Genomic DNA, 20,109 nt, shown 5'->3' with positions numbered 1-20,109 from the left:
TCACCTTTTCCTTTTCACTCCAATATTATTATAAATATTTTCTGCAGAAACTTGACCAGCTATATTTCCGTTAAAAATTTGTTTGGCGGATGTTTGCTGAGCAGTTCCTGCTGTTAAAGCTCCCAGTGCAGCAGCTTTAATTGTTAATGGTGCATTACGATATAATTCAATTAATTCTTTTTCTTCTCTAGATAAAATTAGACCAACTTGTTTTTCTCCGGTTAAAATATATTGAATGTCAGCACCAATTTTAGAAAATGCAATTAGTACTTCCATACCGGGCGATATAATACCTGCTTCATATCTACTCCATGTCTCACGCTTAATACCAAACAATTCAGCAATTGCCGATTGAGTTAATTTTAATTTTTTTCGTTCTTCTTTAATTCTATCTTTTGGTGATGTAATAGTCACAAAAACCCCTTGACTTTGTGATTTAAAAGTCACAATATATAACATATAATTTATAAATCACTTATTAATAACTTATATCAAAAGGAGCTAAAAATGTCTAAAGTTCTCACTCCCGAACAAGTTAAACAACAATTTCAACAAAAAGGTAAAACGATCAAATCTTGGGCGATTGAAAATGGTTACCATCCCGTTGTTGTTTATAACGTTTTAAATGGTTTAAGTCGTGCTCATCGCGGTAAAACACACGATATAGCAGTAAAACTTGGCTTAAAACAAGCCTATTAATACCGATTGTAACAGTTTTTCACATATAGAAAAAGGGCGAAAAACATGCATAAATCACAAATTTCAACGTCTGGCACTCGAATACTTAAGGTACTAAAAGCGCTTAAAGGTTATACATTAACGGGGTTATCTAATGGCGATATCGCAAAGATGATCAATGAATCACCTGTTAATGTAACGCGTTCACTTCAAACACTAATCGAGGAAGGACTAGTAATTAAGCTAGATAATGGTTTGTTTGCTCATAGTGTGCAAATGTTACAAATAGCACAAGCGCATGCAATTCACATCACTAACATGCAAGACCAAATAACAGAAATCAATCAGCGTATTACGGCTGGCGCAAGATAAGGATAACCAAAATGGCAAGAACAGCAAATCCAACTAAAGACGAAATTGAACTACCAGCAATTGATGAGCAAGGGATTAATGATGCAATGAATACCATGACTACTATTCAAAGTGAATATAACGAAGAACGGGATCTAGTTAATCAGCTTTTGGGGCAAGTTCAAATGGCTGACTCATTCAGCCAATTTTCGAAAACGGTTTACGTTTCGAAATTAGCATATGTTAAAGAAAATCAATTGTATAAAAATTTAAAAGGTCGCAAAAACGTAAACGGTTTACTTTTTTCTGGTACATGGGAAGAATTTTGTCAATTATTGGGAATGTCACGAGTTAAAGTTGATGATGATATTGCTAATCTAAGGATATTAGGCGAAGAAGCCCTTGAGTCTATGTCTCGCATGGGCATTGGCTACCGTGAATTACGCCAATATCGCAAGTTGCCCGAAGACCAAAAAACAGCATTAATTGAAGTGGCAAAATCGGGTGATAAAGAATCATTAGTTGAATTAGCAGAAGAGTTTATCGCTAAAAATAATAAAGAAAAAGAGCAGCTCAAAAAAGAAAATAGTAATTTACAAGCGGATTATAAAGCCCTTAGCAAACGCAATGCTGATGTAGCAAAAGAAAAAGAAGAACTAGCAATAAAACTTGCACAATTTGAAATGAAAACCGTACCACTAGATGAACGTTTAGAGCCGTTTAAGAAACAAATAGCAGAAACACAATCACGTATAGATGAATTACTGGAACAGCAACGACAATATTTAAAAATTGTAGATAATCTACAAAAAGAGATTATTGAAAATGATGATTCTTATGATCCAGAACACCATTATCAACTACCTGAGGCATTAGTTATAACGCTAACAGTATTGTATCAGTCATTAAAATTAACATCATCACAGAGTAAACGTATATATAACGATTTTTGGAATAATTTTAGTGATGATATTGAAATAAATCCCAATGAAATTGAGACGAATTATTAATATAAGGTCAAAAAGATGATAACGCCGAATATTCGTGAATATCTAAATAATGTTGCTATCAAATTGGATAATGTTGGTCACGGTCAACGTGGACCAATATTGGATGAAGCACAAGTATTTTTGGGGGTTTCAAGACAAACAATCTACAGACAATTAAAAACAGTTTGCGGTTGGTCAAGTGAGCGTAAAGCCAGAAAAGACAAGGGAAAAATGTCTGTTTCAACTGATTCATTGTTAGCATTGGCAACAATGAGTCGTGAATCAGTGCGTGATAATGGCAAACAAACCATGTTTACAACTACAGCGCGGGGCATATTAGAGCAAAACGGGCATGAGATTAATGTGAGTAATGCAACGCTAAATCGTTTAATGCGACAAAGAAAGTTAAATGCGAAAGCACAACAAGTTGCTAACCCTGTGCAATCATTGCGTGCATTACACCCAAACCACGTTCACGAAATCGATCCGTCACTATGTTTGATTTATTACATGAAAAATAAACAACATATTATGCGGGACCGAGATTTTTATAAAAACAAGTTAGAAAACTACGCAAAAGTTAAATACAAAGTTTGGCGTTACACATTGTATGACCGTGCATCTGGCATGATTATACCGTGGTATGTTGAAGCTGCTGGCGAAAACCAACATTCATTATTCCAATTTTTAATGTTTGCGTGGGGTAAGCAAGATGGACGTTTATTTCATGGTGTACCACAGCTGCTTTACTGGGATAAAGGTTCATCCAATACTTCATCAGCTATCAAAAACTTATTGGACCATTTGGAAGTGAAATACCTTGAGCACGAGGCAGGTAATGCGCGTGCCAAAGGTGGTGTTGAAAATGCCAATAATATTATCGAAACACAGTTCGAAAGCCGTTTGAGGTTCCAACCCGTTAGCAGTATTGATGAATTAAATCACGCAGCAATGAATTGGGCAGAAGCCTATAACGCTAATCGTTTACCTGGGCAAGATACACGTTTGCGTCGTACAGGATTATCAGAGCCTATCTCACGTCAAAGCCTATGGCAACATATTAAAGCAGAACAATTACGAATATTGCCGTCAGTAGAAATTTGCCAAGCATTAATGGCAAGTCGTGAACAACAGCGACAAGTGAAAGCAGATTTAAGCATTAGCTTCAAACATCCACAATCAGAATCATCATTAATCTATAGTCTAAAAGGCTTAGATGGCGTTGCTGTTAAAGATAAAGTTAGTGTGCGTTCATTAGTTTACGGTGATTGCGCAATCCAAATTGAAGTACCGCGTTATGACGGAGAGGCACTGATTTATCGTATTGAGCCTGATCGCAATTTTGATCAGTTTGGACAACGTTTAGATGCGCCAGTTATTGGCGAGGAATATAAATCTAAAGGTGATACCGAAATTGAACAAGCAGCAAAAGCGATGGATCAAGTGGCATACCCTGACATGACCGAAGATGAAATCAAAAAAGCGAAACAAAAACAAATAGCACCGTTTGATGGCAAGCTCAATACACTGAGTTATCTAGGTGATATAAATCATCCAGCCTATTTTGAACAAAAAGGCAATGAAATTGAAACACCGGAACATTTAAAGCCAGCTATAACAACATTAACGCTAACAGCAGCATTAATGCGCATTACTAGTTCAATCGGTCGTAGATTAACAATAGATGAAAATAAGTGGCTATCTGCACGTTATCAAGATGGTGTGCCTGAAGATTCGTTAGAATCACTGATTCGTACATTTACAACGCCCGTTACAGCAATCGCAGACGGTACAACAGGTTTTAGGAGTGTTAAATAATGTTGAAATTAAAAAGCGTAATGAAGCAATTCAATATCAAACAGGCGCAACTCGCTAAACATATTGATTATAAAGGAAATTCAATCAGCCAAGCAGTAATTAACCAGCTCGTTAATCACAATATTTGGCCACGCTCTATTAAACATGAAGAACTAGAGCAGAAGATTGAAAAAGCATTAATAAAATTAGGTTTAAGCAATGATTATTTACTAAATATTTTTGAAGAAGAAACTGACACAGCCGAAATCTTGGCGGACGACGCTGTGCCAGTTGACTCAAATGAAAATGAACATTTAACAAAGGAGTCAGCCTATATGTTACTACGAAAACAAACTATAAATCGAGATGCGCGTGCACATTTTCGCATTCCTCGTGACCCGTTCACTGACGAAATGACCGAAGACGCTGATGTTTATCTATCTGATGATATCCGTTACGTTCGTGCAGCAATGCGTCAAACAGCCAAGCATGGTGGAATGCTGTCAGTGATAGGTGAATCGGGAAGCGGTAAATCGACATTGCGACATGATTTAATTGATTGGATCAATATTAATCATGAACCAATCACTGTTATCGAGCCTTATGTACTAGGTTTAGAAGACAATGAGGTTAAAGGAAAATCGCTCAAAAGTATGGATATAAGTAGTGCAATTATAAGCGCTATCAATCCCCAAGCTAAACCAAAACGTAGTGCAGAAGCCCGCGCAAGGCAAATGCACGAATTACTGAAAAATAGTGCGCTATCAGGTCGTAAACATCTGTTAATTATTGAAGAAGCACACGGATTACCAATTCCAACGCTAAAGCACCTAAAGCGATTTTATGAACTGCAAGAAGGTTTTAAAAAATTAATATCAATAATTCTAATTGGACAAACAGAACTACAAACCAAATTATCAGAATATAATCCTGAAGTTCGTGAAGTTGTGCAACGTTGTGAAGTGGTTAATCTAAAACCATTAGATTTTAAAGTTGAAGAATATATCAAACATAAATTCGCTCGCATCAATATGGACTATACAACATTATTTGATTCGTCTGCATTTAACGAAATCATTAACCGATTAAGAGTTGCATCAACTCGACGTGGTGAAAAGCAAGTGCGGTCATTGTGTTACCCATTAGCAGTAAATAACTTAGTTTCTAACGCATTAAATCTAGCTGCACGTATAGGTGCCCCGAAAGTTACAGATGAAGTGATTGTTGAATGTATAAAAGATCGGGGAGATATCTAATGAAAAATAACCACGTAATCAATAATGGAATAAATGCTGTTAATAAAGCAATCAATGCATTATCAAATGAAGAGTTGACAGTTATTGGTTTTTATCATGATTCACTTTCAAGACCTACGGTTGAAATTGAACACCACCCCAAATGCAATAAATATATAGCCGCAGGGCAAGCAACATATTATCGGCATGAAGGTTATTATCGGTTTGGTCAATTTGAATTAGCTGGTTGTCGTATTGTATGGAAAGAACGCGATATTAGTCGGTTGCACTAATCTAAGAGGAGCTATAGAAATGATAAAAACTAAAAAACATATTAAAGCTAGCGCATCAATCTATGTTGTGCAATCTAAAAAGCAAGCGTCAGAAGCTATTAAATATTTAGGCGATATACAGCGTGAATTAACCCGATTAGAAACCGAAATGAACGACAAAATTGCTGATATAACAGGAAGCTATTCATCCAGTATTGAAGTATTAAAAAAGAAGTCGACAGAAATACAAAAAGGTATTCAAATTTGGTGCGAAGCAAACAGGGATGAATTAACCAATAATGGAAAAGTCAAATCTGCCAATCTAACAACTGGCGAAGTTCAATGGCGTAATCGCCCTCCGTCATGTGTTATTCGTGGAATAGAAACAGTTATTGAATCGCTCAAAAGTTTAGGATTAAATCGTTTTATTCGGACAAAAGAAGAGATCAACAAAGACGCCATTTTGAATGAACCAAACGTTGTTGCTCATGTTCCCGGCATCACTATCAAAAAAGATATTGAAGATTTTGCGATAGTGCCATTTGAACAGGAGGTTGTGTAAATATGCAAACACAAGATTATTTAATTGTGTATCTGTTTTTACTCAATAACGTAGCTAATTTTATTCAGTACTGCAAATTACGCGGTTTATCTGAATTTGAAGCAGATCGCATCATTGACGAGCTAGAGGAATTAACAAATGGCTAATAATATCAATTTTGACCCAAATTATATAGCAAATCTGCGTGCGGCAGAGCAAAAAATTAAACTCGTATTTGGTATTTGGCAATACAGATACGAGACTATTGTTGATGTAAAGATCAATCGTTATGGGATCCCTGCCATCGATTGGGCTATTGAAGTTTTGTACGAACAACTATTTGGAGATCAAGAACCTGCTATTTTAATTATGAAAGATATTGAAGGCAATGAGCTAGAAACGTGGGATGAAGATGAAGATGAATATGACTGGTTAAAATCTATGTTGATTAGTGCAGAAATACTTTCATTTGAAGGAGACAAGTCTATATGGAAATAAATAAGTTTTCTAATCCAAAACGTTATATGCCTGATTACCAAGTATCAATTAGTCATATCCGTGCATATATGCATGGGGTCAATGGACAAGGCTATATTGATGGAAAGCTTTATGATGAACTCTATGACAAATATAGAAAATTAACGCTAATTGGAATATTGAAAAAGCACATTATTCGATTGTTAGAAAAGCATATTTGTAAGTTCATCATTATGTATTGTGTTAGTGCTTTTATATTTTTTGTTTGGTTTATTGGTTGGGTAATTTTTTAGGTTTTAATATGACAGATAAAAATGAAAAGTATATTGAAAAAATCAAAAAACTTTTAGCTTTAGCAAAATCAACAAACCCTCACGAAGCTGCTATTGCAATGAATCAAGCCATCAAATTGATGGTAAAACATAATATTAGTAATAAAGATGTGGAATTATCTGAAATTGAGGAACATGTGTCAAAACATGCCCCGTCAAATGCAGAAAAACCACCAAGATATTTTTCAATATTAGTAAGTATCATTTCAAGCGCATTTGGTGTGCGAGCTTATTTTACTTGGGAAAACAATAAACGAAAGGTTTCATTTTATGGACTTAGAGAACGACCACAATTGGCAGCTTATACATTTGACGTTTTAAGTGTTCAATTAGTTAAAGCTCGAAAAGAATTTTTATCGCAACAAAATGGTAATTGTAAAAAAATCACTAAAATCAACCGAGCTGATGCGTTCTGTGTTGGCTGGGTTAATGGTGTTTATCAATTAATTGAAGATTTTGCAATGACTGATGAAGAACTAAATCTATTAGCTGAATATAGAAAGACCAAAGACTTATCACCTGCTAAGGTTAGAGATGCTAAAAAATGTAATGGTTCGGATTCTGCACAATTTATTGGGTATTATCAAGGTAAGAATGCTCAGTTGAATCATGGCGTGTCAAGTTCAGGTTATTCTCCATCATTAATAGGGGTTAAATAGATGAAATCTAAATCCATCAAGCTGATTCATATTGCAAAATCTCAACTTAATCTTGATGACGATACATATCGTCATCTATTACTGAATGTAACTAAAAAAACTAGTACCAAGGATATGACCGTTTGGGAACTGGAAAAAATCCTAAACAACATGAAATTAAAAGGTTTTAAAGTTAAATCATCAAAAAAAACGGGGAAGATAACTGCTACAGAACTAGTTCATAAAAAAATACGCTCATTATGGCTGGAACTAGCTGATGCAGGTGAAGTAAAAAATCGCTCAGAAAAAGCCATTAATTCATATGTAAAACGTATTACTGGTGTTGAAGTGATGGATTGGTTGAATACCGCTCAAGCGATGAGAGTTATTGAAAGCCTTAAAAATTGGCTGGCTCGCATATAAAGGATAGAGAATGAAGCTAACACGTTGCCCTATTTGTCATAACGAAATTAATTTAGAAGCATTGATGGAGGATGATTCTGGCAGAGAACTACTAAGATTGGTAAGTAATTTAAGTTATGGCTGCGCTAAACCTATGATCGCATATATTGGTTTATTTCGTACAAAAAAATCAAATTTAAGTAACACACGAGCAGTAAATTTGATAAACGAAGTGCTACAACATTTTCAACCAAGTAGGCATCTGGCACATGCATTAAGAGAAACCGTTAATAATATTCATGCTAAACGTGCACTGGGTGAATACAAACCATTCAAAAATCATAATTATCTAAAGTCAGTTTATGATTCTACTAAGCATTTATTTGCATACATTGAGCATAAAGAAGAAGACAAACCTATTCGTAGTAGTAACGAAGAATATTTTGAGCAGATGTACAGAACAGGCGTTGATTTTAGTAAGTTAGAAAAAAATATACCAGGCGCACTAGATTGGTATAAGAAGAAAACAGGAGCGTAAATTATGACTAAGTCTGCAATGTCAATTAAACGTCATGAATTACTCACACACGTATCATTATCTGTAGCTAACGATGCGATGGATTACGGTTTACCTGAAGATATTGCAGCACAACTCGGTGATAATATTGCAAATACAATTTCAGAACTTTTTGGAGGTCAAAACTTCACGTTTCCGCGTGATTATATCTTCAAACTTAACCAACGTGATCTACAAATCTATGATGCATTTAAAGGTAACAACTATGCAGAACTAAGCCAAAAATATAATATGACGGAACGGGGTATCAGGAAAGTAATTGACCGAGTTCATAAACGAATGATAAAAGAAAAACAACCAACCTTATTTAATTTCAACGATGCCTAATCAATTTTTAGAGCAAAATTTTTTAGGTAGTTTTTTATTTCATATTTAGTAACATTTTTTCAAAAAACAATTTCATTATTTCCCTGTTTATTTTGTTATATCCCATTTATCTCATCATTCTGTTATTATTTATCATGTTCTATTTCATAAAAATTATATTTTTATAACTGAAAATTATTAGTTTAGAGAATTTACTCACCTTACAATAAACCAATCATACATTTTTTTAAAAAAAGGAGCTATTTTGAATAACGAAGTCTTGCAAGCATTAAATTTATTAAAATCGAAAAAATGGGTAGATTTAACTCATGCATTCGATCACAATTCTCCCCATTTTTTTATGTTTAAACCTGCTGAAATAAAAACGCTGTTCGATCATAGCGACGGCTTTTTAGCACAGAATTTTAGTTTCGCTGGTCAATATGGTACCCACTTAGATGCACCAATTCATTTTGTTCCTAATACTCGGTATTTGCATGAACTTGAATTACAAGAATTAGTATTACCATTAATCGTAATCGATCAATCTAAACGCGCAGAACAAGATCCCAACTTTTCTTTTTCTAAAGATGATGTTTTAGCTTTTGAAAAACAACACGGACAAATTGAAGCGGGTAGTTTTGTCGCACTGCGAACAGACTGGAGTAAGAAATGGCCTTCACAATCAGCAATGGAAAATAAAGATATAGAAGGAAACAATCAAATTCCAGGCTGGGGAATTGATGCATTAAAATTTTTATTTGAAGAGCGTAAAATTAAAGCTATTGGTCACGAAACGTTTGATACTGACTCTGCGAAAGCATTTCGAGAAAATAATGCGTTAAAGGGTGAATACTATGTTTTAGAGCAAGATACTTATCAAGTTGAGTTAATGACCAATTTAGATCAATTGCCAACCAAAGGAGCAGTTATTTTTAATATCGTAGCCAAACCCAATAATGCCTCAGGTTTTCCGGTACGTTCTTTTGCAATATTGCCCTAATCTATTTATTTAACCCTAAAAATTAGCATTTAATATTTTATAACTAATATATTAATTTACGTTATTGTGGTATAAAAAACGGTCATTATTGACCGTTTTATTGGCTAATTTTCAATTAATGTCGGCGTAGCATCCAAAGGAATAATAGCCCCACGATACTGAATAACAGTGCCGGCAACAAGGTGCCCTTGCAATGCTGATTGCGCAGGATTTTGCCCACTTAAACGTGCACCCAGGTAACCGGCACTAAATGAGTCGCCTGCAGCTGTCGTATCAATCACTTTTTCTTTGGCTATTTTATTAGCAGGTACATCAAAACGTCCTTCGGCTGATTCGATAATACAACTATCGCTACCACGTTTAATCACAATTTCTGTCACACCAAAGTTTTTAGTACGGTCAATGACTTGTTCATATGGTAGTTTGCCCCATAATAGATCTTCGTCATCTAGCGTTAAAAATGCAATATCGGTGTAAGATAGAATATCGGCATATACGCTACGCGCTAAATCAAGACTACGCCATAAGCGCGGACGGAAGTTATTATCAAAAATCACTTTACCACCATTGGCTTTAACGCGTTTTAATAAATCCAATAATTTCAGAATACTTTCAGCATCTAATATGGCGATACTAATGCCACTCAAATAAACATATTCATAGTGAGCTATTTGCTGGGTGATACTTTCAGTTTGAGTCGTCTTTAACCAAAACTTAGCCGCTGCATCATTACGCCAATAATAAAATGAGCGTTCGCCATGTTCATCGGTCACAATCGAATAAAGCCCAGGCATTTTATCAGACATTTTTTGCACAAGATCGGTTTGGATCTGCTCTTTTTGCCAGCTATCAAGCATTTCTTGACTGAAAGGATCAGTTCCTAATCCAGTCACATAGTGAATCGAAAAATCTTTATTTTTTAATAAACGAGATAAATAAACCGACGTATTAAGTGTATCGCCTCCAAAGCTGCGGGTTGTTGAATCTTGTTTTATCGAAAGTTCAATCATACATTCGCCAATAACAGCGATTTTTGTTGTCATAGTGCTACCTAAAATCCTTACTTCTATTTATAAATAATCCAATGCGATTTTTACCACAACTTTTCGAACCGTTGCAATCTTATTATCGACAGCACAAAGCGGTTTATGCACTTCATTAGGTAAAAAAACAATAAAATCGTTCGGTTGTAATATTAACATGGTTTCTTCTTTTGGCGTCTCGATAAAAGCAATATCATTTTCAGCGATTTTATCATCTAAAATTTGAGTATAAGGAGGTAAAGTAGAAATAGCCATCCCTTCTTGACCCGCTAAAACAATTTGCACATCAATATATTTTTTATGGTATTCAGGCTTTGCTTCATGAATATATCTTGATGAATTATCAGACACCATAAAAAACATATTATCACCGTCAATATCATAACGACCAACAGGGGTATTGCTATTAACATTGTCTTTTACATATTCAATGGATTGTTTTATTTTGGCGGGTAAATAAGGGACTAACCCTAAATGATTAATATTACCTAAAATCATACTCAATGATCCTTAACTGAGAAATTGGCACAATACCAGATACTTTCATTATTTGGAATAATGGCATCGGATAGAATAGCGACTTAAATTTTTATGAGTATATACTTAAGTCACCTATTTTTGTAGGGGTATTATGAATAACTTTTTTACTCTCTTTTATGTTTTTAATAACTTGATATATTTTTCGGTAATTACACAAGGAAAGTGAATGAAATTATCATTTCCAAAAATAACTCGTTATGATGATTAAAATTCAAGTTTAAAATAATATCATTTATCTAATTCAGACAATTAATCAAAACTGGACTTAATGCTGTTAGCGATCGATATAATGAAATATTTAGAGCGAAAGATTACCGATATTTTATCTATTGGTTATCTGGATAGCGATAATCAAATTTTAACTCGATTGAGTATTTATCACATTGATACGCAATTACTTGATTTATCTTCTACTTAAAAGCTATCGTCATCAATATTTGCAATAATCTGCCAACACTTTATATCATTAATCTTTTATGATTATAGATAATGAAGATATTTTATAGCGCTTTGTATGTTGCGGTTATTTAACATTTGAGAATCAAGGTCAATAATATTTACTAAGTAAAAATAGGCTTGCTTAAAAATCGCTACAAATGGGCGAGAGCTTATCAATTTTGTCTTTGAACTCGCTCTAAGCCAAGCTGCTAGATAGATAGAAAAGGATGATTTTATGACTAAAATAGTGGAATTATGGCACAAGCAACAATTGCCAATTAAAGACGGTATTTATTTTGCCAGTGGTCAATCTATTGCGCTCAATGCGGTATTTTTTCCGCAATTATCAATTCAGATAGGTGAACAATTTGACCTTGATGTTATTTTAAATAACGACGCCGATAATTTAACCAATATTGATATTTTCGATAAAATCTTCCTTGCTAATGGTGATCAATGCATTATAGGAGAAGGAAGTTATGGTTCAGAAGGTTTTATTGCCTATCTATCGGCTAATCAGGATTTAATTTGGGTGATATATTTTGAAAAATCGAATCCTTTTATCAAAGTATTATCATTAACTGACCAATCAATTATGGTTGAATCAAGCGCCAATTTTCAATTGATTATCGAACTGGCTAATCCGGTCAATCTTAAATTAATAAAATAAATTACAAATTACCTTTATTTGATCTAGGGGTGCTCAATTATTTATCAAAAAAATAAACAGAATATATAATATTTCAATTGTAAAACAATTGGTTATAATGAAATAACAATCATTCTATAAAAGAATAAAAAATGAGTGAATTAGCTAAATTATGCCAAGACTTAGATTTCCCCTTTATTGATACCTTTAGTCAAGACTGGAAATATGAAGTCCCAATTAAATATCGAACGTCTGAGTGGTTAGCGAAATATTTATACGTTTATCTTAATAATAATTACTCAACGGTACAAAAACAGATACTCATGAATTTGTGTCTTAACATATGCAATGATTTATTATCTGAAAATCCTAACCAAAACAATCCTATAATTTTTCAATTATTGAAGGTACTCTATAGCCATTATCAACTACATTGGCAGCTAATTCATTATTGGGCGGCAACAAATCAACCTTTAGATAATTGCTTTGCTTTAACCCCAAAAATAAGAGAATTACAACAAACATATCTTATTAATGCTAAAGAGTGGCTTGCGTTAAATCAGGCAGAACAAGATCTGTTAACCGCTAAGAACAATTTTTGGCAATGTCCAGATTTTTTAATGCAGCTTCAAATCGCCCTGAATTTATCATCGCAACAAGTTGTCGCATTAAGATTAATCGGTGAGGGTAAATTAAAGGATGAACAGCTAAGCCATTTACTACCAAGCATTATTGCTATCGCATTAGATAATAAGAATGATAACTGTATTCTTGCACAAGACATTTTACTAAAGCTGAAAAGCAATCCCTATATTAATCAGCAAATAATCAATCTATTAAATGATTATATTGATGATCATGATCAAATTATCTACCGCAAAATGGTGCAGCTATTGGCTATTTTAGATTTTCCAGATTTAACCAATCGGTTAATGAATCGCTGTAAAACGAGTAATAGAATTGAAATTGTTCAAATTTATAATGATTTTACCAAACAGATAATCAATCAATCTAACCGCCTATCGGACGATGAATTAAACCTAATTCAAAACCGATGTGATAGTGCAGCACCTGGTCCATGGCAATCGTACGTGGAAGGTCGTGATCATAGCAGTGGTAGCAATTTTATTATGACGGGGAATGAACACGAGCGTGGTGAGGATATTGAACTAATTGGTGCAACAAATAACGATCAAGACTTTATCGCCCATGCAAGACAAGATATACCTGAGTTAATTAACGAAATCAGACGATTAAAGCAGTTAATCGCCCAAAACATGCAGCCTAAAAAATGAAATTAGGTAAAATCATTATGCCTTTGCTAGCTTAACCCGAAAACGTTTTAAAAAGAAAAAGAATTGGCAAAGATAATTTATCTAAAAAGGCACTTAACGCTATGAATCATGACAACTTGCAACTAAATAGCCATTTAGATACAAGACGGTTAAGTATAAAATCATTGAAATAACTATTTTCAGAATGAAAAATCAGTGTTTTTAGCAAAGGTAACAAAATAGAATATCACGTGATGTTTATCAAAGATCTCATTAAACCAGAATAAAACTTGTCATCGAATCTTATTTCATCGTTTTATCCTATTTAATCAATGAATTTTTGCTGGTGACTCAGTGGTCAACCAGCAACTTTTTTCCATCAATGCGCTGCAACTTTTGAAAAAAGATTAATAATGACCACACCAAACATAATAAATCCCATACCAATTAAAGCGGCAAGATCTAATGTTTGTTTCATAAATATCCAGGCAATTAAACTAATAAACACAATCCCAATTCCAGACCAAATTGCATAAGCGATACCGACAGGAATGGTTTTTAAGGCCAATGAAAGAACATAAAACGACGCACTATAACCAATAATGGTAATTATTGAATACAACAAATGCGTAAAGCCGTTAGAAAGTTTTAACGAAGAAGTTGCAATCACTTCACAAATAATCGCAATAAAAAGTAATAGATATGAATTCATATTATGACTCATAAGTTGGTTGAAATAAAAAATGAAGACTCACCACAAATCTTAGTGTAAAAATGATCAATAAAAACTCAATAATCACACAATTCAGGAAAAAATAGAATAAATGCTGTGGTATAAGGGGATCAGAAAAGAGCTATTTAAAAAATACCGATTAAACATACAATGTTTATCATCCACCCAACACCTTGATGTAATATATCACTCCTCAATAATAAAGTAAAAAGTTAAAAGAAAGCGGATTACATTTTAGTATATTACTTTTCGAGTGATGAGTAGCTTAATGTAATTATCAATTTTCATTGATTTATACAGTTGATTCAGGACTTTTTATAATCAAGCTAAACTATTTAATATGTTAATCAGCACGACAATTGCTCATAATTTTTGATAAAATACAAATAGCCAACTAAAAGATTTTGGTAGTCTATTTAATCTCATACATAGAACAAATAGTTCAATTAAATACCTGTACTTCAATTAGCATTCAATACTATCATCTTACAGCATTATCTCAAAAAAGGTTCAGCTACTAAGCAAACACAAAAAACTTAATAATGAAAAAATTATGCTAACAATGATAAAGCCGATTAATAATTTACCAACCTTGTAATAAAATTTATTTTCCTGATTTTCCCGCTTCTTTCTATTGAAACAGAGCAGAAAAATACCTATGAGAAGAATCGGTAAATAGATATACCAAAAACAAAACGGTGCAGCTATTACAAGAATTAGAATTGCTTGACCTGTAGTGAGTGAAAACATCTGAAATTTATATACTTAAATGATTATAACGTGCCATTGAGAATCATCAGAAATCTATGATTCAACTTTATAAAGGAGAAAGAGTATATGTAACGTCTTAATAAATCAATAATTATTTTTTAAGAAGCGTTATCATCGTTTTGGATGACGCTGGTAAATGGTGGGTTGTGAGGGGATCGAACCCGCGACCAATTGATTAAGAGTCAACTGCTCTACCGACTGAGCTAACAACCCACGAAAGAATTGGAGCTATTGTATATAAACTTAATAAACAATGCAAATTATGATTGGCATTTTTTTAAAATGTGAACTAAATTGCAGAATTATCAAATTTATTATGATATTTTTTTAATATTAAAAGAGTTATACTAATAAAATAATTTTAGACATAAAATCTGAAAAACATTAAATAAAATTCCATTTTTTGCATATTTATAAATTATGGATTAGAAGTAAAACGAGGAGGCAAAAATGAAAATATCTTCTATTGCAATGCTCATGTCAATGGGTTTAGCAAGTTCTATGGCTTATGCACATCATGCAAATGAAATCATCGTCCGTGGTGGTCCTGTTTACGTTCACCCAAAAGATTCAAGTGATCATGTTAAAGTAGGCGGAGCCAAAAGTGATTTAAAGGCTAAGGCAGATAAGGACACACAGCTCGGTTTAAACTTTCAGTATATGGTGACTGATAATCTTGGTATTGAACTACTCGCCGCAACCCCATTTAGTCATCGTGTAAAACTTGGAGGGGGCAACTCTACTGGTTTAGCGGGTGCTCATCTTGGTAAAATTAAGCATTTACCACCAACATTAAGTGCTGTATTTTACCCACTTGATAGTAGCTATGAGTTCCAACCTTATGTGGGATTAGGCGTTAACTATACTTTCTTCTTTGATGAAAAACTGAGTGGCGATGCTAAAAATGCAGGTTTTCATGGTTTAGATTTGGATAGCTCTTGGGGATTAGCTGCGCAAGTTGGTGCTGATTATAACATTACTGAAAATTGGCTTATCAATGCTCAATTACGTTATATCGATATTGAAACTAAAGCTAAAACTCATTTAGGTGATACCAAAGTAACGGCCAAGTATAAACTTGATCCATGGGTTGCCATGATTGGTGTTGGTTATAAATTCTAATATTATCAGGTCTAAAAAAACTCTCGTAACAACGAGAGTTTTTTTTTCAAACTAAAGACTTTTTATTGCTTCATACTGCTCTTGTAATTTAGCTTTGTCAGCCACATAGCCTTGTTGTTTTTCTTTCTCTTTAGCCACTACAGCTGCTGGTGCTTTATCAACAAAGCTGGCATTGGAAAGCTTGTTATCAATACGTGCAATTTCGCCTTCAATGCGAGCTATTTCTTTTTCAAGACGAGCTAGCTCATCATCTTTATTGATCAAACCAGCCATTGGAATAAGTAACTCTGCACCATCAACCAATTTGGTTACCGATAATGGCCCTGCCTCACCTTCATCTAACAAGACAATTTCGGATAATCTTGCTAAAGACTCAATAAATGTGACATTGTCACTAATAATGCGATGCACAGTCGGCGATGCTTTTCTAATCAATAATTGTAACGGTTTGCTTGGTGCAATATTCATTTCAGCACGAATATTGCGAACAGCGATAACGGCATCTTTAATCCAATTGATATCAGCAACTGCTTCATTATCAGCTAATTTGCTATCAAAGGCAGGCATTGGTTGTAACATAATAGTATCTGCTTTGATGGCCATTAATGGTTTTACACTTTGCCAAATAGCCTCAGTTATAAATGGAATGATTGGATGAGCCAAACGCAAGAGTGCTTCAAGGACTGTTACTAACGTATGACGAGCTGCTCGTTGTTGATTTTGCTCGCCATTAGCTAATACTGATTTGGTTAACTCCAAATACCAGTCACAGAACTGATTCCAAGTAAATTCATATAAGATATTAGCCGCTAAATCGAAACGATAAGTATCAAATGCTTCGCGGTATGTTTTCACCGTTTGATTAAACTCCGCTAAGATCCATTTATCCGCTAATGAATACTCTAAATCACCACCTTTAAATCCACAATCGTGATCTTGAGTGTTCATTAATACATAACGGCTAGCATTCCATAGTTTATTACAGAAATTACGATAACCTTCTAAACGTTTTAGATCCCAATTAATATCACGACCAGTGGACGCCAGTGCCGCTAAAGTAAAACGTAATGCATCGGTACCGTGGGCTTCAATGCCATTAGGGAACTGTTTTTCAGTACGTTTGGCAATTTTTTCAGCAAGCTGTGGTTGCATCATGTTACCAGTACGTTTTTCTAATAAATCGGCAAGTGATATTCCATCAATCATATCTAAAGGATCAATAACATTCCCTTTAGATTTTGACATTTTCTGCCCTTCTTCATCACGAATCAAGCCAGTTACATAAACTGTTTTAAAAGGTACTTGAGGTTTGCCATGTTCATCTTTGATGAAATGCATCGTCATCATAATCATTCTTGCGACCCAGAAGAAGATAATATCAAAACCAGTTACAAGAACATTAGTTGGATGGAAAGTCGCTAAATCATCGGTCTTTTCTGGCCAACCTAAGGTTGAGAATGTCCACAGCGCTGATGAGAACCAAGTATCAAGTACATCATCATCTTGTGATAACTCGATATCAGCAGATAGACCGTTTTCACGGCGAACTTCAGCTTCGTCACGACCAACATAGACATTACCTTGATTATCATACCAAGCCGGAATTCGGTGTCCCCACCATAATTGGCGCGAAATACACCAATCTTGGATGTCATTCATCCATGAAAAATACATGTTTTCGTACTGTTTAGGTACAAATTGAATATCGCCATTTTTTACAGCAGCTATTGCTGGTTCAGCTAAGACTTTAGCGCGAACATACCACTGATCGGTTAACATTGGTTCAATGACCACGCCACCACGATCGCCGTAAGGAATGGTCAGATCATGTGGTTCAATTTTTTCTAAAATACCTTGAACTTCACACTCTGCAACAACTAATTTACGTGCGGCAAAGCGTTCTAAATTTTGGAATTGTGTCGGAATATCAGTTGAGTAAGCGGTGCTTGACTCACCATTAGTATCAAATACTTCTGCTTGCGTACGAATCTCACCATCAAAGGTAAAGATATTAATCATCGGTAGTTGATGACGACGCCCTACTTCATAGTCATTAAAGTCATGAGCAGGCGTAATTTTTACACAACCCGTACCTTTTGTCATATCCGCATGTTCATCCCCAACAATAGGAATACGACGATTGACAAAAGGTAATATAACAAATTTACCAATAAGATCTTTATAACGAGGATCTTCAGGATTAACCGCCACCCCAGTATCACCAAATAGTGTTTCAGGACGAGTGGTTGCGACAACAAGATAATCTTTACCATCTGCCGTTTTTGCACCATCCGCTAATGGGTAGCGCAAATGCCACATTGAACCTTTAACTTCACGATTTTCAACTTCAAGATCTGAAATTGCCGTGCGTAATTTTGGGTCCCAATTTACTAAGCGTTTACCGCGATAAATCAAATCTTCTTGATAAAGTCTTACAAAAACCTCTTTAACAGCATTAGAAAGGCCTTCATCCATCGTAAAACGTTCACGATCCCAATCAACCGAATCCCCTAAACGTCGCATCTGTTTAGTAATGCTACCACCTGATTCGGCTTTCCATTGCCAAATTTTTTCGATAAAGGCATCTCGACCATAATCATGGCGAGTTTTATTTTCTTCAGCGGCAATTTTACGTTCTACCACCATTTGGGTAGCAATACCTGCATGGTCAGTACCTGATTGCCAAAGCGTGTTATTACCTTGCATACGGTGATAGCGAATTAGTGCATCCATAATGGTCTGTTGAAATGCATGTCCCATATGCAAACTACCAGTTACGTTTGGTGGTGGAATAGCAATGCAATAGCTAGGCTGAGATTTGTCACCATTAGGCTTAAAGTAACCACTTTCTTCCCAATGTTGATAGATAGGTTGTTCGATTTCTTGTGGATTATAAGTCGTATTTTTCATAATAAAGGCATCAATCCTAATTCAAGGCATAAAAATGGCTATTATTCTACAGTAAAAAGACATAACAATAAATTGCTATACGAATAAAGTCGTTGATTAAATCGATTTTCCGAGACGGGTAGAATATGTTAAAAAAAAGATCGCCGGTCGATAAGCGATCTTTTATATTAATAAATTGATTGTTAATGATGATAAATAAAATTATCGATCAATCGAGTTTTACCAATATAAACCGCTAAAGCGCATAGTGTATCTTGTGTTAACTGCGATACGGGTTTTAATGAACTAAGATCGACAAATTCAATATAATCAATTTTAGCAAGTGACTGTTGTTCAATAAGTAATTGCATCGCGCTAAGAATGGTCGCTACTGATCTTTCCCCTTGAGCGATCATAGTATTAGCAAGTTCTATCGATTGATAAAGACAAACGGCTGCTTTGCGCTCATTATCAGACAAATAGCTATTGCGCGAACTCTTAGCCAATCCATCACTTTCACGCACAATCGGACAACCAATAATTTCGATGGGAATATTGAAATCTTGAACCATTCGTTGAATGACGGCTAATTGTTGCGCATCTTTTTGTCCAAAATAGGCGCGATCAGGTTGAGTAATATTAAATAGTTTGGTGACAACCGTACAAACACCTTTAAAATGTCCCGGTCGCTTTTTTCCACAAAGCGCATCAGTTAAACCATTAACATTGACATAGCTATTGAAATTCGCGTCATACATTTCATCGGCGGACGGACAAAAAATCAAATCAACGCCCATTTGCTGACAGGCTTTTTTATCTCTTTCTAAATCACGCGGATAGCTAGCTAGGTCCTCTTTAGGACCAAACTGCATTGGATTAACGAATATTGTAACAATCACTCTTTGATTATCTTTTTTAGCGCTAGCCATTAAGCTTTGATGACCTTCATGCAGATATCCCATGGTCGGCACTAAACCAATACTTTCGCCATTGTTACGCCAAGCTTTAACCTGATCGCGGACTTCATCGATAGTGGTTATAACTTTCATGTT

General features: G+C 34.7%; 25 protein-coding genes and 1 tRNA gene. 19 read left to right on the top strand and 7 right to left on the bottom strand.

Annotation, left to right across the window (positions count from 1 at the left end; genetic code table 11):
- A complete protein-coding gene (locus J3U57_RS06125) occupies positions 1-414 on the bottom strand; it encodes a helix-turn-helix domain-containing protein (protein WP_267344288.1) in 414 nt (137 codons plus the stop codon).
- A 93-nt stretch (positions 415-507) separates the two neighbouring features.
- Here J3U57_RS06125 and J3U57_RS06120 point away from each other — a divergent pair, with 93 nt between their 5' ends.
- The 15 genes from J3U57_RS06120 (at position 508) to J3U57_RS06050 (ending at position 9,598) form a co-directional block, all read left to right on the top strand.
- The gene (locus J3U57_RS06120) at positions 508-699 is read left to right on the top strand and encodes a DNA-binding protein (protein WP_065567015.1); all 192 of its coding nucleotides are present in this window, start codon (positions 508-510) and stop codon (positions 697-699) included.
- A gap of 45 nt (positions 700-744) precedes the next feature.
- Complete coding sequence (locus J3U57_RS06115; protein ID WP_267344289.1) at positions 745-1,050, top strand: helix-turn-helix domain-containing protein; 306 nt, start codon at positions 745-747, stop codon at positions 1,048-1,050.
- Positions 1,051-1,061: 11 nt separating this feature from the next.
- On the top strand, positions 1,062-2,039 hold the full coding sequence (locus J3U57_RS06110; RefSeq protein ID WP_267344290.1) for a hypothetical protein: 978 nt from the start codon (positions 1,062-1,064) through the stop codon (positions 2,037-2,039).
- A 15-nt stretch (positions 2,040-2,054) separates the two neighbouring features.
- Positions 2,055-3,836: a hypothetical protein gene (locus J3U57_RS06105; protein WP_267344291.1), complete on the top strand. Its 1,782-nt coding sequence runs from the start codon at positions 2,055-2,057 to the stop codon at positions 3,834-3,836.
- Entirely contained in the window at positions 3,836-5,071 is a 1,236-nt protein-coding gene (locus J3U57_RS06100) for an ExeA family protein (protein WP_267344293.1), read from the top strand. The genes J3U57_RS06105 and J3U57_RS06100 overlap by 1 nt, the downstream gene beginning before the upstream one ends.
- Positions 5,071-5,343 (top strand): hypothetical protein, encoded by a 273-nt coding sequence (locus J3U57_RS06095; protein WP_220215129.1) that lies wholly within the window; start codon positions 5,071-5,073, stop codon positions 5,341-5,343. The genes J3U57_RS06100 and J3U57_RS06095 overlap by 1 nt, the downstream gene beginning before the upstream one ends.
- 19 nt (positions 5,344-5,362) lie before the next feature.
- A complete protein-coding gene (locus tag J3U57_RS06090; RefSeq protein WP_267344295.1) occupies positions 5,363-5,884 on the top strand; it encodes a host-nuclease inhibitor Gam family protein in 522 nt (173 codons plus the stop codon).
- 2 nt (positions 5,885-5,886) lie between these two features.
- Positions 5,887-6,030, top strand: coding sequence for a hypothetical protein (locus J3U57_RS06085; RefSeq protein WP_267344296.1), 144 nt, complete (start codon positions 5,887-5,889; stop codon positions 6,028-6,030).
- Positions 6,023-6,361 (top strand): DUF5406 family protein, encoded by a 339-nt coding sequence (locus J3U57_RS06080; RefSeq protein ID WP_267344298.1) that lies wholly within the window; start codon positions 6,023-6,025, stop codon positions 6,359-6,361. The genes J3U57_RS06085 and J3U57_RS06080 overlap by 8 nt, the downstream gene beginning before the upstream one ends.
- On the top strand, positions 6,352-6,633 hold the full coding sequence (locus tag J3U57_RS06075) for a hypothetical protein (protein ID WP_267344299.1): 282 nt from the start codon (positions 6,352-6,354) through the stop codon (positions 6,631-6,633). The genes J3U57_RS06080 and J3U57_RS06075 overlap by 10 nt, the downstream gene beginning before the upstream one ends.
- Before the next feature lie 8 nt (positions 6,634-6,641).
- Positions 6,642-7,331: a DUF2786 domain-containing protein gene (locus tag J3U57_RS06070; protein WP_267344300.1), complete on the top strand. Its 690-nt coding sequence runs from the start codon at positions 6,642-6,644 to the stop codon at positions 7,329-7,331.
- Positions 7,332-7,733: a gp16 family protein gene (locus J3U57_RS06065; protein ID WP_267344301.1), complete on the top strand. Its 402-nt coding sequence runs from the start codon at positions 7,332-7,334 to the stop codon at positions 7,731-7,733.
- A gap of 10 nt (positions 7,734-7,743) precedes the next feature.
- Entirely contained in the window at positions 7,744-8,250 is a 507-nt protein-coding gene (locus J3U57_RS06060) for a hypothetical protein (protein ID WP_267344302.1), read from the top strand.
- A gap of 3 nt (positions 8,251-8,253) precedes the next feature.
- Positions 8,254-8,616, top strand: coding sequence for a Mor transcription activator family protein (locus tag J3U57_RS06055; RefSeq protein ID WP_267344303.1), 363 nt, complete (start codon positions 8,254-8,256; stop codon positions 8,614-8,616).
- A gap of 244 nt (positions 8,617-8,860) precedes the next feature.
- Positions 8,861-9,598 carry a cyclase family protein gene (locus tag J3U57_RS06050; RefSeq protein ID WP_267344305.1) on the top strand — a complete coding sequence of 246 codons (738 nt, stop codon included), beginning with the start codon at positions 8,861-8,863 and terminating at the stop codon, positions 9,596-9,598.
- Positions 9,599-9,702: 104 nt separating this feature from the next.
- On the opposite strand, the gene J3U57_RS06045 is transcribed toward J3U57_RS06050, so the two are convergent.
- A complete protein-coding gene (locus tag J3U57_RS06045) occupies positions 9,703-10,641 on the bottom strand; it encodes a sugar kinase (protein ID WP_267344307.1) in 939 nt (312 codons plus the stop codon).
- Positions 10,642-10,668: 27 nt separating this feature from the next.
- Complete coding sequence (locus J3U57_RS06040) at positions 10,669-11,139, bottom strand: YhcH/YjgK/YiaL family protein (RefSeq protein ID WP_267344308.1); 471 nt, start codon at positions 11,137-11,139, stop codon at positions 10,669-10,671.
- A gap of 331 nt (positions 11,140-11,470) precedes the next feature.
- On the opposite strand from J3U57_RS06040, the gene J3U57_RS06035 reads away from it, so the two are divergent.
- The 3 genes from J3U57_RS06035 (at position 11,471) to J3U57_RS12790 (ending at position 13,563) form a co-directional block, all read left to right on the top strand.
- Positions 11,471-11,599, top strand: coding sequence for a hypothetical protein (locus J3U57_RS06035; protein ID WP_267344309.1), 129 nt, complete (start codon positions 11,471-11,473; stop codon positions 11,597-11,599).
- A 255-nt stretch (positions 11,600-11,854) separates the two neighbouring features.
- Positions 11,855-12,289, top strand: coding sequence for a hypothetical protein (locus J3U57_RS06030; RefSeq protein ID WP_267344310.1), 435 nt, complete (start codon positions 11,855-11,857; stop codon positions 12,287-12,289).
- A 1,022-nt stretch (positions 12,290-13,311) separates the two neighbouring features.
- Complete coding sequence (locus J3U57_RS12790; protein WP_416379658.1) at positions 13,312-13,563, top strand: hypothetical protein; 252 nt, start codon at positions 13,312-13,314, stop codon at positions 13,561-13,563.
- A 358-nt stretch (positions 13,564-13,921) separates the two neighbouring features.
- Here the strand turns inward: J3U57_RS12790 and J3U57_RS06020 are convergent, their stop codons facing one another.
- Both J3U57_RS06020 and J3U57_RS06015 read right to left on the bottom strand, forming a co-directional pair.
- Positions 13,922-14,254 (bottom strand): DMT family transporter, encoded by a 333-nt coding sequence (locus J3U57_RS06020; RefSeq protein ID WP_065634991.1) that lies wholly within the window; start codon positions 14,252-14,254, stop codon positions 13,922-13,924.
- A 929-nt stretch (positions 14,255-15,183) separates the two neighbouring features.
- Positions 15,184-15,259 (bottom strand) — tRNA-Lys (locus tag J3U57_RS06015).
- 237 nt (positions 15,260-15,496) lie between these two features.
- On the opposite strand from J3U57_RS06015, the gene J3U57_RS06010 reads away from it, so the two are divergent.
- Positions 15,497-16,168, top strand: coding sequence for an OmpW/AlkL family protein (locus tag J3U57_RS06010; RefSeq protein ID WP_267344312.1), 672 nt, complete (start codon positions 15,497-15,499; stop codon positions 16,166-16,168).
- Between the two features lie 51 nt (positions 16,169-16,219).
- Here the strand turns inward: J3U57_RS06010 and J3U57_RS06005 are convergent, their stop codons facing one another.
- Together J3U57_RS06005 and panC are read right to left on the bottom strand one after the other, a co-directional pair.
- A complete protein-coding gene (locus J3U57_RS06005) occupies positions 16,220-19,078 on the bottom strand; it encodes a valine--tRNA ligase (RefSeq protein ID WP_267344313.1) in 2,859 nt (952 codons plus the stop codon).
- A gap of 182 nt (positions 19,079-19,260) precedes the next feature.
- Positions 19,261-20,106, bottom strand: a complete 846-nt coding sequence (gene panC / locus J3U57_RS06000; protein WP_267344314.1) for a pantoate--beta-alanine ligase — start codon at positions 20,104-20,106, stop codon at positions 19,261-19,263.
- Positions 20,107-20,109 lie beyond the last annotated feature (3 nt).

The sequence above is a fragment of the Gilliamella sp. B3464 genome, assembly GCF_026536145.1.
Lineage (GTDB): Bacteria > Pseudomonadota > Gammaproteobacteria > Enterobacterales > Orbaceae > Gilliamella.
Note: the sequence above shows the minus strand (reverse complement) of the source record. Positions and strands in the feature narration are given on the sequence as shown.